This window comes from Longispora albida DSM 44784 (assembly GCF_000379825.1).
GTDB classification, from domain to species: Bacteria; Actinomycetota; Actinomycetes; order Mycobacteriales; family Micromonosporaceae; genus Longispora; species Longispora albida.
The window spans coordinates 77875-92308 of the sequence record NZ_KB903839.1; the positions used below are offsets into that span (position 1 = coordinate 77875).

Sequence of the window (14434 nt, forward strand, 5' to 3'; positions counted from 1 at the left end):
CCCCGCCCCCAGAACCATCCTCAGCCGGATACTCCGCAGTTGACCCAACCAGAGACAGTCCGGCACTACCCAGCCAGCCGGTTTACTGCTTCGGTGAGCACCTCGGGGCGCTTGCAGTAGGCGAAGCGGATCAGATGCCGGCCCGCCGACTGGTCGTCGTAGAAGACCTGGGCCGGGACGGCGACCACGCCGCTGCGTTCCGGGAGGGAACGGCAGAAGTCGAGCCCGTCGACGCCGCCGAGCGGCCTGATGTCGGCCGTGACGAAGTACGTGCCCTCGGCTGGGAGCACACCGAAGCCGGCCTTGGCCAGGCCCGCCGACAGCGCGTCCCGCTTCGCGAGCAGCTCGGCGCGGAAGCCGGTGTAGTAGCTGTCTGGCAGGGCGAGGGCCACGGCGACGGCGGGCTGGAAGGGGCCGGCGTTCACGAACGTGAGGAACTGCTTGACCCGCAGTACGGCCGATACCAGCCGGGCCGGGCCGCAGACCCAGCCGACCTTCCAGCCGGTACACGAGAAGGTCTTTCCCGCCGACGAGATCTGCAACGTGCGATCACGCATGCCGGGGAAGGCGGCCAGCGGCAGGTGCTCGCCGTCGAAGACCAGGTGCTCGTAGACCTCGTCGCAGAGCGCGGTGACGTCGTGTTCCGCGCAGAGTTCCGCGATGAGGGCCAGTTCCTCGCGGGTGAAGACCTTGCCGGTCGGGTTGTGCGGGGTGTTGAGCAGGAGCAGCCGGGTACGCGGCCCGAAAGCCGCCCGCAACTCGTCCGGGTCGAAGGAGTAGCCGTCCTCGCCGGCCCGGAGCGTCACCGGCCTGCGCACGGCACCGGCCAGCGCGATCGAGGCCGCGTACGAGTCGTAGTACGGCTCGAAGCACACCACCTCGTCGCCGCTCTCGCACAGCGCGAGGATGCTCGCAGCGATGGCCTCCGTCGCACCCGCCGTGACCAGCACCTCGCCGTCCGGGTCGTACTCCAGGCCCCAGAACCGGCGCTGGTGGTCGGCGATCGCCTGCCGCAGCACCGGCTGACCCGGCCCCGGCGGGTACTGGTTGTATCCACTGTGGATGGCCGAGACGGCTGCGTCGAGCATCTCCTGTGGACCGTCGGTGTCCGGGAAGCCCTGTCCGAGGTTGACCGCGCCCGTCCGGGCGGCCAGCGCGGACATCTCCGCGAAGATCGTCGTGCCGAACGGGCGCATCCGCGCGATGAGCGGATCGGCTGCGGGGTCGGTCATACCGGGAGTGTACGGGGATTCAGGGCCTTCGGACCCCAGTCGAGCCACGCCCCGTGCGCCCCGGTACCGGCCAGCGCCCGGGCCCTGACGAGCTGCCCGCCGCTGATCTCGGCGCTGACCAGGACGCCGGGCGCGTCGAACGGCACCGGGTCATCGGTCAGGAGCGCCAGGCCGGCCGGGGGCGCCTCGTTCAGGATCAGCACGAGGTCGCGTCCGGTCGCGGCGAGCGCCTGGACGAGCCGGGCCGGCTCGTCCAGGTAACAGACCGCGTTCGACGCGAACACGACTGGCAGGTGATCGCCGGGCACAGCGCCGATCGCGCCGGGGACGGCGTCGACCATGTCACCGGCGATCCAGGTGATATCGGCCGTCGCGCGCGTGGCCAGTGCCGCGTCGAGCCGGGCCAGCCGCTCGGTGTGCTCGGGCCAGACGCAGGCCCGCAGCCAGGTCTCGCCCTCGGTGTCCCCGGGCCGGACCGGGGCCAGGTCGATGCCGGTCCGGCCGCCGATCCGCAGGTCACGGTCGAGGTAGCCGGGCTCGGGGCCACGCAGTTCCGTCTCCTGTTCCGTCAGGTCGGGGACCAGCAGGACACCCGCCGACGTGCCCAGCTCGACCAGGCTCAGCGGCCGGTCGCCGGCCAGGCTCGCCGCGTAGCCGAAAGCCGGGCGGAGCTGGGCGGCGCGCCGCACCTCGTTCGTCTGCGTGGTCCGCCGCGCGCACAGCCCGCTGAGCACGTCCCAGTGCGTCTTCACCAGGTCCGTGAACGCGTCCACCAGCCCGGCGCCCGGCGAGGCCGTCCCGCCCAGCGCCGGGTAGTAGCCAGCGAGCGGATGACCGGCAGCCGTCGTCCGCAGCGCGTACTGCACCGCGCCGAACAACAGGAGTGGCCGCCGCAGCGGCTCCGGCGCGCTCAGCAGGGGAGAGGCCAGCTCGGGCCGCTCGGCGATCACCCGGGCGAGCAGGGCGTAGGTCGGCGAGGAGCCGTCGAACTCCCGCTCGGCGCCGAGCAGGAAGGCCGCACGAAGATCCGTCATGGCACGAAAGCTTGCGGCCGTGCCGCCCGTTCGCGCAGCGACCTGGGTCACTGTCTTTCGCAAAACCCACCATTTGGTACCGGGCGGTAGCGGCACCCCCGCATCGTCGCCTACGGTCCCAAGTCGTGGACGGACAACGGAACTACCCCGACGAGCGCTGGTACCCGGAAGAGCGGCCCGAACGACCCGCCGCGGCCTGGGACGCCCCGCGCCCCGACTACCGCGGCCCGGCCGGTCCCGCCGGACAGCCCGAACCCGAGGGCTACCGGGTACCCGAGCCGCGCGGCAACCAGCAGTCCTGGGGCGAGCCCCGCCCCGAGCCCGGCACCGGCTGGGGCGAGGCCCGCACCGAGCCGCCCGCCGGCCGGTACTCCGACGCGCCGCCGGCCCCGCAGGCCTACGACGCCCCGCAGGCCTACCCGGCCGAGCGCCCCACCTCAGGCTCCGGCTACGACAGCGGCGCCACCGCGTACCAGCCGGAGCCGGCCACGGCCGGAGGCTCGGTCCGCCGGGAAGCCGAGCGCATCCCGCAGCTGAAGCCGCAGCGCAGCACCGGCCCGGCGCCGATGGCTCCCGTACCGCCGCAGGCCGAGCCCGAGCGGCCCTTCGACCCGCCGACCAGCCGCATCCCGCTGGTCAGCGCGCCGCAGCAGCCGCAGTACGAGCAGCAGGCCCCGGCACCCGCCGCGCCGCAGCAGCCGTACGCGACCGAGGTCGTCCCCCCGCGCCGCCCCCAGGCCGAGCCCTCGGCCGACGGCGACGGCGTGTACCGCACCCGCCGCCCGATCGTCGGCATCGGCCTGGCCGTCATCGCGGCGGTGTTCTCGATCCCGGCCCTCGTCCTGCTGGTCGGCGCGCTGACCACCAAGGGCACGACCCCGCCGTCGAGCGTCGTGGCCGGCACGCTGCTCCTGCTGGGCCTGCCGGCCCTGGCCGCCGGGATGTACGGCCTGATCACCGGGGCCGGGCGGGCCGGGGAGAAGCTCGGAGCCCGGGTCCTCCTGCGTACCCCGCTGGCCTACCTGGTCATCGGGCTGACGCTGCTGCTCGGGGCGGCGCTCGCGACCGGGTGACCGCGCAGCGGGTACACAGGTAAAAGGTTTGCGGTTTTCGTGTCGGGCTGGGCGGGTCTCCGGGCCTGTCCAGCCCGATTTCGCTGCTGACCTGCCCGCACCGTAGACTTCCTTCTGGCGGCTGCCCATGCGGCCGACCTCGCGCGCCCTCCGCACGTCAGGTGCGGCGACGGCCCCCTGGTCCGCGAAGCGGGATTCCGCTCGCGGTCCGACAGGCCGGCGACCAGGCGCTAGGGCCCCGGCACCTGCCGGGGCACAACCAGGGAACAACACAAGGAGACACCGTGGCAGTCGTCACGATGCGTCAGCTCCTCGAGAGCGGCGTGCACTTCGGTCACCAGACCCGGCGCTGGAACCCGAAGATGAAGCGGTACATCCTCACGGACCGCAACGGCATCTACATCATCGACCTGCGTCAGAGCCTCGACTACATCGAGAAGGCCTACACGCACATCAAGAACACCGTCGCCTCCGGTGGCACCATCCTGTTCGTCGGCACCAAGAAGCAGGCCCAGGAGGCCATCGCCGAGCAGGCCACCCGCGTCGGCATGCCGTACGTGAACCACCGCTGGCTCGGTGGCATGCTCACCAACTTCCAGACCATCTACAAGCGGCTCCAGCGCATGAAGGAGCTCGAGGCGATGGAGCAGACGGGTCAGGGCGCGACCGGCCTGACCAAGAAGGAGCTCCTCACCCTCTCGCGTGAGAAGGACAAGCTGACCCGCACCCTCGGTGGCCTGCGGGACATGCAGAAGCTCCCGGCCGCGGTGTGGATCGTCGACACGAAGAAGGAGCACATCGCCGTCGACGAGGCCCGCAAGCTGAACATCCCGGTCATCGCGATCCTCGACACCAACTGCGACCCGGACGAGGTCGACTTCCCGATCCCGGGTAACGACGACGCGATCCGTTCCGCCGCGCTGCTGACCCGCGTGGTCGCCGACGGTGTCGCCGCCGGCCTCATGGCCCGCGCCGGCAAGGGTGGCAAGGACGAGAAGCCGGAGCCGGGCGTTGTCGCCGGCGACGAGCCGCTCGCCGAGTGGGAGCAGGAGCTGCTGGCCGGCAAGACCGCCGAGGGTGAGGCCGCAGCCGCCCCCGAGGCGCCCGCCGCTGAGGCCGAGGCCCCGGCCGCCGAGTAGTCCTGACCTCCACTTTCGCTCACTCACAGTCAGAGAGAGAACCATGTCTAACTACACCGCTGCGGATGTCAAGAAGCTCCGCGACCTGACCGGTGCCGGCATGATGGACTGCAAGAAGGCCCTCGAGGAGTCCGCTGGCGACTTCGACAAGGCTGTCGAGATCCTGCGGATCAAGGGTGCCAAGGACGTCGGCAAGCGCGCCGGCCGTACCGCGGCCAACGGCCTGGTCGCCCAGTCCGGCAACGCCCTGCTCGAGCTCAACTGCGAGACGGACTTCGTCGCGAAGAACGGCGCGTTCATCGAGCTGGCCCAGGCGCTGGTCGAGCACGTCGCCGCGGTCAAGCCGGCCGACATCGACGCCCTGCTCGCCTCCGAGCTCGGTGGCAAGAAGGTCGCCGACCTGGTCCAGGAGGAGTCGGCCAAGATCGGCGAGAAGCTGGTCCTGAACCGGTTCGCCGTCCTGGACGGCCAGACCGCGGTGTACATGCACCGCAAGGCCGCCGACCTGCCGCCGGCCGTCGGCGTCATGGTCGAGTTCACCGGTGACGACATCGACGCCGCCCGGGGCGCCGCGATGCAGATCGCGGCGATGCGGCCGAAGTACGTCACCCGTGACGAGGTGCCGGCCGAGATCGTCGAGTCGGAGCGCCGGATCGCCGAGCAGACCTCCCGCGAGGAGGGCAAGCCGGAGGCCGCGCTGCCGAAGATCGTCGAGGGCCGGGTCAACGGCTTCTTCAAGGACGTCGTGCTGACCGAGCAGGCTTCGGTCGTCGACTCGAAGAAGACGGTCGCCCAGGTCCTCAAGGACGCCGGCGTGACCGTGACCCGGTTCGTCCGCCTCGAGGTCGGGCAGGCCTAAGCACGTTTTACGGGGCCGCGGTGGTGTGTTTGGACGCGCCGCTGCGGCCCCTTCGCACGTAGGGAATCATGGACCCGGGAGGTATGCCGCAGATGACTGAGACCGAGACGATCAAGTACCGCCGGGTCGTGCTGAAGCTGTCCGGCGAGATGTTCGGTGGCGGGGCCGTCGGCGTGGACCCGGATGTCGTCTCGGGTATCGCGCGGCAGATCGCCAAGGTCGTCACCGACAAGGGCGTGCAGGTCGCCGTGGTGGTCGGCGGCGGCAACTTCTTCCGGGGCGCCGAACTGCAGAAGCGCGGCATGGACCGGCCGCGTGCCGACTACATGGGCATGCTGGCCACCGTCATGAACTGCCTGGCCCTCCAGGACTTCCTGGAGAAGGAGGGCATCGACACCCGGGTACAGACCGCGATCCACATGGCGCAGGTCGCCGAGTCCTACATCCCGCGCCGGGCGATCCGGCACCTGGAGAAGGGCCGGGTCGTGATCTTCGGCGCCGGTGCCGGCATGCCGTTCTTCTCCACCGACACCGTCTCGGCCCAGCGGGCGCTGGAGATCGGCGCGGACGCGGTGCTGATGAGCAAGCACGGTGTCGACGGCGTCTACACCGCCGACCCGCGGACCAACCCCGACGCCGTGAAGCTCGATACCCTCTCCTTCGAGGAGGCGCTCAGCCGTGGCCTGCGGGTGGTCGACGCCGCCGCGTTCAGCCTGTGCATGGAGAACCGCCTCCCGATGCTGGTGTTCGGGGCCGAGGGCGACGACATCATCGTCAAGGCGGTCGGCGGCGAGCGGATCGGCACCCTGATCACGTCGGCTTCGGCCTGAGTCCAGCTCTGCTAGCAGCCAGCCACACATTCTTTAAGGAGACGCGAGCCAGGTGATCGACGAGACACTCCTCGAGGCCGAGGAGAAGATGGATTCGGCAATCGAGCACGCCAAGCAGGAGTTCGCCGCGATCCGCACGGGCCGGGCGAGCGCCGCGATGTTCTCCAAGATCGTCATCGACTACTACGGCACGCCCACCCCGCTGCCGCAGATGGCCTCGATCGGCGTGCCCGAGGCCCGCATGGTGATCATCAAGCCGTACGACGCCGGTCAGCTCGGCAACATCGAGCGGGCGATCCGCGACTCGGACCTGGGCGTGAACCCGAACAACGAGGGCACCCAGATCCGGATCAACATCCCGCCCATGACCGAGGAACGCCGCCGGGACATGATCAAGATCGCCCGGCAGAAGGGCGAGGACTCCAAGGTCGCGGTGCGCAACGTCCGCCGCAAGGCCAACGACGAGCTCGGCCGGATCCAGAAGGACGGCGAGGCCGGCGAGGACGAGGTCAAGCGGGCGGAGAAGGAGCTGGACGCGCTGACGGCCAAGTACGTCGCGCAGGTCGACGAGCTCCTCAAGCACAAGGAAGCCGAGCTCCTCGAAGTCTGATGACGGACTTCGACCCCTTCGCGGACCAGGGCGGGCGTGCCTCACGCCGTGAGCGCGCCGCCCAGGCCCCGGAAGACGATCACCCAGGCTGGATGGACCAGGCGTGGGACACCACGACCCCGGACCAGGCCCCGGAGCCCCGGTGGAGCCAGGCCGAGGACGAGTTCGACCCGTTCCACCTGCCACAGGAACACGCTCCCGAGCCTGAGCCTGTGGCGGTGCCCGAGGCTCCTCAGCCGAAGGCTTCCAAGGCCGGCCGGAACCTGCCGGCCGCGATCGGCGTCGGCGTCGGGCTCGGCTCGCTCGTGGTGGCCTCACTGTTCGTCCAGCGGGAAGGCGCGCTGTTCCTGCTGGCAGCCGCAGTACTGATCGGCATCTGGGAACTGGTCCGCGCCCTGGGCGAGGGCCCGCGGCGCCCGCCGTTCACCCCGCTCGCGGCCGGCGGCGTGCTCATGATCGGCCTAGCCTGGTACGGCGGGCTGCCAGCCCTCGTGATCGGCCTGCTGCTGACCATTTTCGCGGCGGCGGTGTGGCGGATCGCGGACGGCCCGCCCGGTTACCAGCGGGCGACGACGTCAGCGGCCCTCGTAGCCGCGTACGTGCCGTTCCTGGGCTCGTTCTTCGTCCTGCTGCTCCGTCCCGAGGACGGGGCGCTGCGCGTGGTGGCCGTCGTCGCGGCGGTCGTGCTGTCCGACACGGGCGGTTACATCGCCGGTGTCCTGTTCGGCAAGCATCCGATGGCCCCGACCGTGAGCCCGAAGAAGTCCTGGGAGGGCTTCGGCGGCTCCGTGCTCGCCTGCGCCGTCGGCGGCTCCCTGATGCTGTACTTCATGCTCGACGCTCCGTGGTGGTCAGGCATCATCTTCGGCGTGCTCCTGGCCGCCGGATCGACCCTCGGAGACCTCGCCGAGTCGTTACTGAAACGTGACCTCGGCATCAAGGACATGGGCACGCTGCTCCCCGGCCACGGCGGCGTGATGGACCGGCTGGACTCCCTGCTCGTAGCAGCACCCCTCGGGTACATGTTGCTGAGCGTGTTCGCGGCTCCGACGGTGTGAAGTGGCCCGGCTCATCCCGGCTGGGGCGGTCCCGGCGTGACTGACGTGGGACACTAGCTTTTGTCATGACGACCCTGCCTCTGCTTTCGGAGCCACGCGGCACAGCCCGCCGTGGCCTGCCGTCACGCCATCTCGCCGACCTTGACCTGGCCGCTCGCCGTGCCGCCGTCGAGGCGCTCGGCGAGAAGGCGTTCCGCGCGAACCAGCTCTCCAGCCACTACTTCGGCCGCCTGGTCAACGACATCGGTCAGATGACCGACATCCCGGCCAAGGTCCGCGACCGGCTGGCGGCGGAGCTGTTCCCGCCGCTGCTCACGCCGGCCCGCAGGCTGGCCACCGACGACGGCACCACCCAGAAGACCCTCTGGCGCCTGCACGACGGCTCCCTCGTGGAGAGCGTCCTGATGGGCTACGCCGACCGGGCGACCGTGTGCATCTCGTCACAGGCCGGCTGCGGCATGGCCTGCCCGTTCTGCGCCACCGGCCAGGCGGGCCTCACGAGGAACCTGTCCACGGCCGAGATCGTCGACCAGGTCGTCGACGCGGCCCGCTCGGCTGCCAGCGGCTCACTGGGCGGCGAGCCGACCCGCCTGTCGAACGTGGTGTTCATGGGCATGGGCGAGCCGATGGCCAACTACCAGCGGGTGATCGACGCGGTCCGCCGGATCACCGACCCCGCGCCCGAGGGGCTGGGCCTGTCCCAGCGGCACGTCACGGTCTCCACCGTCGGCCTGGTGCCAGCGATGCGCAAGCTCGCGGCTGAGGGCCTCCAGGTCACCCTGGCACTGTCCCTGCACGCGCCGGACGACGAGCTGCGCGACGAGCTCGTCCCGGTGAACCAGCGGTGGAAGGTCGCCGAGGTTCTTGACGCGGCATGGGAGTATGCCGCACGTACGGGTCGCCGCGTCTCCATCGAGTACGCGATGATCAGAGATATGAACGATCAGCCGTGGCGTGCCGACCTGCTCGGCAGGCTACTGTCTGGTCGGCTGGCGCATGTGAACCTGATCCCGCTCAACCCCACACCTGGCAGCAAGTGGGATGCGAGCCCCAAGCCGGTGGAGCGGGAATTTGTCCGGAGACTGCGGGCGGCCGGTGTGCCGACTACAGTCCGGGACACGCGAGGCCGTGAGATCGACGGGGCATGTGGGCAGCTCGCTGCTGCGGAGGTGGATGAGTGACGAGTCAGGGTGGTCAGCGGTTCCGTCGCAGGGCGCTGCGCCGCGGCTACAAGGTGGTCGAGGTCGACAAGTTCCTCGACCGGGTGGAGGCGACTCTCAACGGAGAGGCGCAGGGCAGCCCGGTGACCGCGCAGGAAGTCCACGACGTGATGTTCGGCGTGCGCTTCGGCGGGTATGACGAGTGGCAGGTCGACCTGCACCTCGACCGGGTGGAGCGCCAGCTCGCCGAGCTCGAGGAGCGCGGCGGCCTCTACCAGCGGGTCGAGCAGCGACTGGCCCCGCAGCCGATGCCGCCTCGCGAGATGCCACCGGCGCCACCGGCCCCCGGCTTCGACCGGCCTGCCGGGCCGCCGCAGGGCTTCGAGCAGCAGCAGCCCGGCGGCTTCCCGCCGCCGGCCGCCCAGCCGCCCGTCCGGGAGGACTTCCCGACCCAGGGTTTCCCGAGCGTGCCGCAGCCCGGCCAGGCCGGCCCGCCCGTGCCGCCGCCGGTGCCAGCCGCGCCCCCGGTGCCGCCGCCGTCCCGCCCCGAGTACAGCCGGCCGGATGTGACCAGCTACAACAGCGGCGGGTACGACGCGCAGGGCCGTCACGGCCGCGCCGACATGACCGGTGAGATCCGGGCCGTCGACGGCGCGTACACGCCGGACGAGGTGGCCAAGGTCGACGCGCTGCGCCGGACCTTCCAGCCGCGCCGGTTCGGCAGCGGCTACGATCCGGCCCAGGTCGACCGGCTCTTCGACGGGGTGATGGCCTTCATGACCGGCCGGTCCTCCGTGCCGGTCGCCGACGGCGAACTCGACCCGGCCCAGTTCAGCCTGGTCCAGGGCGGGTATTTCGAGGCTGACGTCGACGGCGCGCTGAAAGAGGTCCGCGACCTGCTGGCCCGCGGCCGCCGGTAGCCAGGACAAGCGACGAAGAAGGGGAGCCCGCTACTGCGGGCTCCCCTTCTTTCTGCTTGTCAGCCGGTCAGTTCGACTTGAGGCCGTTCTTCCGGAGCAGCCAGTCGCCGATCATGATGATGGCGAGGAGGGCGGCGAGTGCGCCGAGCCACAGGTCCTCGACCCGGCCCTCGTGGTTGCCGATCATCATCACCAGCAGCACGACGATCGTGATGGTGCCGCCGAGCCGGGCGAGCTTGAGGTTCGTCGGCTTGTGCTGGTCCGGCGCGGTCACCGGTTCGGAGCTGCCAGCCACGTTCGTGTCCTTTCCTTTGCTGCGGTCGGGTTCAGTGTGGCATGCCGATCACTGCCCGGTGTCGGCAGCCCGAGGAACTGACCGGGGAATGTGGAGGCTCGCGAGCTCGATCGGAGCGCCGGTGTGAGAGTGGTGGGCCTCGTACTCCACAAGCTCCGGTGCCGCGACGCCGTGCACCTGGCGCAGCGTCTCGACGGCGGCGGACGCGAGGGCGCGGAAGTCCTCCGGGCCCGGGTCGCCCGGCGTGCCCAGGCTCCAGTTCCGCTGGGTACGGCGCGCGAACAGCCTGGCGGGCATGTGCCATCCGAGTGATCGCAGGAGGGCCTCGTCGCCGGGTGTGAAGGCGAGATGCCCGGGCCGGTGGGCGTTGCCCGGCACGTCGGCGAGCAGGTCCTTGTCCTCGTCCCGGACGAACTGCACGATGTTGGCCCGCTCGGCCCGGCTGGCCAGGACGAGGACGCTGTACTCCCCGAGCGCCGCGAGCGCCGCCGACAGGTCGCTGGTGAACTCGTCCCAGGTCTGCGTCATGACTGCAGGGTACGGCCGGACGTATCGCCTGAATAGTCCGCGGGCAGGCGGGTGGCCTCCTTCGGGTAGCGTCTAGACGGTCATGGACGTGGCAGCGATGATCGCGGAAACCAGGAGGTAAGGGCAGTGCGGGTCACCGGAACCGGTCATGCGGGCATGTTCATCGAGACCGGCGCGGGCAGCATCCTGTGCGACCCCTGGGTCAATCCCGCCTATTTCGGGTCATGGTTCCCGTTCCCCGACAACGAGCCGCTCGACTGGGACCGGCTGGGCAAGCCCGACTACCTCTTCGTCTCCCACTTGCACCGCGACCACTTCGACGCCGCGTTCCTCCGGGACCGGATCTCGAAGAAGGCGACCGTCCTGCTGCCGGAGTACCCGACGTCGCAGCTCGAGGACGAGCTGCGCGAGCTGGGCTTCACGTCGTTCCTCCGCACGGTCAGCGACGAGGTGCACGAGCTCGACGGCGGCCTCAAGATCATGATCCAGGCGCTGACGTCCCCGACCGACGGGCCGATCGGCGACTCCTCGATCTGGGTGGAGTACGACGGCGTCCGGCTGCTCAACCAGAACGACGCCCGCCCGACCGACCTGTCCCGCTTCGCCGAGCTGGGCCACGTGCACGCGCACCTGCTCCAGTTCTCGGGCGCGATCTGGTACCCGATGGTCTACGAACTGCCCCACGCCGCCAAGACGGCCTTCGGCAAGCAGAAGCGCGAGCGCCAGTTCGACCGGACGGTCCGCTACATCGACGACCTCAAGGCCTCCTACGTCTTCCCGATCGCCGGCCCGCCGTGCTTCCTCGACGACAAGCTCTGGCAGTTCAACGACATCCACGGCGACGAGGGCAACATCTTCCCCGACCAGCAGGTCTTCCTCGACCACATCGCCGGCCTGGGCTACGACAACGGCGTGCTGCTGCTCCCCGGCTCCGTCTCCGACGTCAGCACGGACGACGTCAAGACCTCTCATCCTGTACCCGACGTGCGCGAGTTCTTCGCCAGCAAGGCGGAGTACCTGCGTGACCTGGCCGAACGCAAGCGCCCGGCGCTCGAGGCCGAGAAGGCCACCTGGTCGCACCCCGAGATCGACGTGCTCGCCGAGCTGAAGCGCCGGATCGAGCCGATCATGGAAGAGTCGGAGTACATCGCCGGCGGCATCGGCGGGCCGGTCCGCTTCGACCTGCTCGGCACCGACTCCGAGGAGGTCGTCGAGAGCATCGTCTTCGACTTCCCGGCCAACGAGATCCGGATCGCGGCCGACGAGAAGGTGCGCTACCGGTTCCGTACCGAGCGCCGCCTCATCGAGCACCTCATCCACATCGACGAGGGCGACTGGGTCAACAGCCTGTTCCTGTCCTGCCGGTTCTCGGCGGCCCGGATCGGCCAGTACAACGAGTTCGTGTACGCCTTCTTCAAGTGCCTCTCCGAGGAGCGGATCAACTACGCCGAGGGCTGGTACGCCGAGCAGAAGCCCGACGCCGAGGACATCGACCTCGACGGCTGGACGGTCCAGCGCCGCTGCCCGCACCTCAAGGCGGACCTGGGCCGGTTCGGCAAGGTCGAGGACGGCGTGCTGACCTGCCAGATGCACGGCTGGAAGTGGAACCTCGGCTCCGGCAAGTGCATCACCAGCGCCGGCCACGAGATCCGCTCCTCCAAAGCCGAATAACTTCTCTCTCGTACCGCCCCCGGAAGCCCTCATCCTCCCTTGTGGAGAGTGGGGGCTCCTTTTTGTCCACAACGGGACAGTTCCGGGTCAGCGAAACTTGCCTATCTCCACTACTGTGTCCACAGAGATGCGGTGTGTGACGAAGGGGCTGGACACGTGCTGGCAAAACGGCTCGCAACGGTCGGCGTACTGGCAACCACGGCCCTCCTGGCCGTACCCACAGCAGCACAGGCGGACACCATCCGGAGCCTGTCCTGGCACCTCGACTACCTGAAGATCCCCCAGGCGCACACGATCAGCCAGGGCGAGGGCGTCATCGTCGCCGTGATCGACTCCGGAGTCGACGCCACCCACCCCGACCTCCAGGGCCAGGTACTTCCCGGCAAGGGCATCGGCCCCGACACCACCCCCGACGGCCGCACAGACCCCGACGGCCACGGCACCGCGATGGCAGGTCTGATTGTCGGTCGTGGCGGTGGCGACGAACACGTCCTAGGTGTCGCACCCCGAGCCAAAGTGCTGCCAATAGCCCTCGGACGTTCAGGAACGAGTGAAGGGACAGCACAGGGGATCCGCTGGGCTGCTGACCATGGAGCACACGTCATTAGCATCTCTCTGGGCGGCCAAGCCGAGGCCACGGCCGACGAACGTGCTGCAGCGGAGTACGCAATGGCCAAGGGCTCTCTTGTTGTCGCGGCAAGTGGTAACAAGGACCAAGGTGACACCCGAGTGACCTCGCTTGGGCGAGTTCCAGGTGTTCTTACTGTGGGCGGGATTTCCAGATCCGGGGCGATGTGGTCAGGGTCGGTGTCGGGTCCCGAGGTTGCAGTGGTGGCGCCTGGAGCGTCGATTGTATCGACTGACCGTCGTTCTGCTACCGGATATGGAAGTTCGAGCGGAACTAGTAACGCGGCGGCCATCGTGTCCGGGCAAGCGGCGTTGATTCGAGCGAAGTTCCCCACTGCGGCCCCGGCAAGCGTCATCAATAGGATCGTCCGCACGGTCAAGGATGTAGGAAGACCTGGCCGGGACGACTCTTCGGGATTCGGAATTATTGACCCGGTGACATCGCTGACTGCGGCTATCCCAGACGTCGGCGTAAACCCACTGAGCACGCAGCCAGTCAAAACGCAGGCTGCGGCCAAGTCTGCCCCCAAGGAACCCCAGATCGGAGTTTCGATCAAATGGCGGATTATGGGGCCCCTACTGGCAGGCGTAGTTCTCCTGGTTGCCCTCGTGCTCTTTGTTCTTGTCCGAGCTAATCGCCGAGCTCGCCGTAGACAGCTTGCCCAGCGGGCGCTCATACCGCCTGGGTACGGACCTTCAGCTAGGTAGTAATCCACAACTTCACACATGGGGAGATCAGCAATGGGCGACGCCAAGCCGCCGCAGACTATGGCGGAAATCGCTGACCAGGTTCGTTCCTCGCGCCGGATTGACGAGAACACCTGGGAACTGACACTCAAAGACGGCTCGATAGTCCATGTTGGCCGAGATGGCAGTCAGCCGGAGGGTGCGTCGGGAACGGTTCCCGTCATGGTACCCGGCTATGGGATGGCAGCTGTTGACGGCGAGAACCGGAGCGTTGCCGCCGCAAAGGTTCCGGATTCGCTCAACTTTGCTTCGCCGGCTGGCGGTCGTGTCCAATACGACCTGCGGTCGATCGCGGATGCTCAGCGCTGGCTACTGGACAATGGCGACTTCATTGTGAGACTCAGTCACGGTATGGCGGATATCAAAGCCTTATTGGACGGGCGAGTGTCGGATGGTTCATCCAGCCTCGGTGAGTTTCCCGAAGCGAAGGCGTTGAAGACGAAACACGATGAGCTGTACAGCAGCTTCCACTCCGGACTGCGTGGCGTTGCCGAGGACCTGTACGACGCTCACGACGCGCTGGGCAAGGTCGTCGAGAACTATCGGACGACGGAGGAGCGGAATCGCATGACCGGTGAACAGATGCAGCAGGTTCTGAACGAGCAGAAGAACAGCCAGCACGACCTGGAGGCGCGGCGATGAGGCTGGACT

General features: G+C 69.0%; 15 protein-coding genes. 11 read left to right on the top strand and 4 right to left on the bottom strand.

Annotation, left to right across the window (positions count from 1 at the left end):
- Window positions 1-65 precede the first annotated feature (65 nt).
- A complete protein-coding gene (locus tag A3G1_RS0131640; RefSeq protein WP_018353516.1) occupies window positions 66-1232 on the bottom strand; it encodes a pyridoxal phosphate-dependent aminotransferase in 1167 nt (388 codons plus the stop codon).
- Complete coding sequence (locus A3G1_RS0131645; protein ID WP_018353517.1) at window positions 1229-2266, bottom strand: DUF2332 domain-containing protein; 1038 nt, start codon at window positions 2264-2266, stop codon at window positions 1229-1231. Before A3G1_RS0131645 ends, A3G1_RS0131640 begins: the two co-directional genes overlap by 4 nt.
- Window positions 2267-2391: 125 nt before the next feature.
- On the opposite strand from A3G1_RS0131645, the gene A3G1_RS0131650 reads away from it, so the two are divergent.
- From A3G1_RS0131650 to A3G1_RS0131685, 8 genes are all read left to right on the top strand, one after another.
- Window positions 2392-3339 (top strand): hypothetical protein, encoded by a 948-nt coding sequence (locus tag A3G1_RS0131650; RefSeq protein WP_026212716.1) that lies wholly within the window; start codon window positions 2392-2394, stop codon window positions 3337-3339.
- 284 nt (window positions 3340-3623) lie between these two features.
- Complete coding sequence (rpsB, locus tag A3G1_RS0131655) at window positions 3624-4478, top strand: 30S ribosomal protein S2 (protein WP_018353518.1); 855 nt, start codon at window positions 3624-3626, stop codon at window positions 4476-4478.
- A gap of 43 nt (window positions 4479-4521) precedes the next feature.
- Window positions 4522-5337, top strand: a complete 816-nt coding sequence (gene tsf, locus A3G1_RS0131660; protein WP_018353519.1) for a translation elongation factor Ts — start codon at window positions 4522-4524, stop codon at window positions 5335-5337.
- Between the two features lie 83 nt (window positions 5338-5420).
- A complete protein-coding gene (pyrH, locus tag A3G1_RS0131665) occupies window positions 5421-6167 on the top strand; it encodes a UMP kinase (RefSeq protein WP_018353520.1) in 747 nt (248 codons plus the stop codon).
- Window positions 6168-6219: 52 nt separating this feature from the next.
- Entirely contained in the window at window positions 6220-6777 is a 558-nt protein-coding gene (frr, locus tag A3G1_RS0131670) for a ribosome recycling factor (RefSeq protein ID WP_018353521.1), read from the top strand.
- Complete coding sequence (locus tag A3G1_RS37815) at window positions 6777-7835, top strand: phosphatidate cytidylyltransferase (protein ID WP_051110731.1); 1059 nt, start codon at window positions 6777-6779, stop codon at window positions 7833-7835. Before frr ends, A3G1_RS37815 begins: the two co-directional genes overlap by 1 nt.
- A gap of 65 nt (window positions 7836-7900) precedes the next feature.
- On the top strand, window positions 7901-9016 hold the full coding sequence (rlmN, locus tag A3G1_RS0131680; RefSeq protein WP_018353522.1) for a dual-specificity RNA methyltransferase RlmN: 1116 nt from the start codon (window positions 7901-7903) through the stop codon (window positions 9014-9016).
- Window positions 9013-9915 carry a DivIVA domain-containing protein gene (locus A3G1_RS0131685; RefSeq protein WP_018353523.1) on the top strand — a complete coding sequence of 301 codons (903 nt, stop codon included), beginning with the start codon at window positions 9013-9015 and terminating at the stop codon, window positions 9913-9915. Before rlmN ends, A3G1_RS0131685 begins: the two co-directional genes overlap by 4 nt.
- 67 nt (window positions 9916-9982) lie before the next feature.
- On the opposite strand, the gene A3G1_RS0131690 is transcribed toward A3G1_RS0131685, so the two are convergent.
- Both A3G1_RS0131690 and A3G1_RS0131695 read right to left on the bottom strand, forming a co-directional pair.
- Entirely contained in the window at window positions 9983-10210 is a 228-nt protein-coding gene (locus tag A3G1_RS0131690; protein ID WP_018353524.1) for a DUF2631 domain-containing protein, read from the bottom strand.
- A 48-nt stretch (window positions 10211-10258) separates the two neighbouring features.
- On the bottom strand, window positions 10259-10738 hold the full coding sequence (locus A3G1_RS0131695) for a TY-Chap domain-containing protein (protein ID WP_018353525.1): 480 nt from the start codon (window positions 10736-10738) through the stop codon (window positions 10259-10261).
- Window positions 10739-10894: 156 nt separating this feature from the next.
- Between A3G1_RS0131695 and A3G1_RS0131700 the strand changes: the two genes are divergently transcribed.
- From A3G1_RS0131700 to A3G1_RS41055, 3 genes are all read left to right on the top strand, one after another.
- Window positions 10895-12409, top strand: coding sequence for a Rieske 2Fe-2S domain-containing protein (locus tag A3G1_RS0131700; RefSeq protein ID WP_018353526.1), 1515 nt, complete (start codon window positions 10895-10897; stop codon window positions 12407-12409).
- 156 nt (window positions 12410-12565) lie between these two features.
- Entirely contained in the window at window positions 12566-13744 is a 1179-nt protein-coding gene (locus A3G1_RS40010) for a S8 family serine peptidase (RefSeq protein WP_157641546.1), read from the top strand.
- A 33-nt stretch (window positions 13745-13777) separates the two neighbouring features.
- Complete coding sequence (locus A3G1_RS41055) at window positions 13778-14425, top strand: hypothetical protein (RefSeq protein ID WP_157641547.1); 648 nt, start codon at window positions 13778-13780, stop codon at window positions 14423-14425.
- The last annotated feature ends 9 nt before the right edge of the window (window positions 14426-14434 follow it).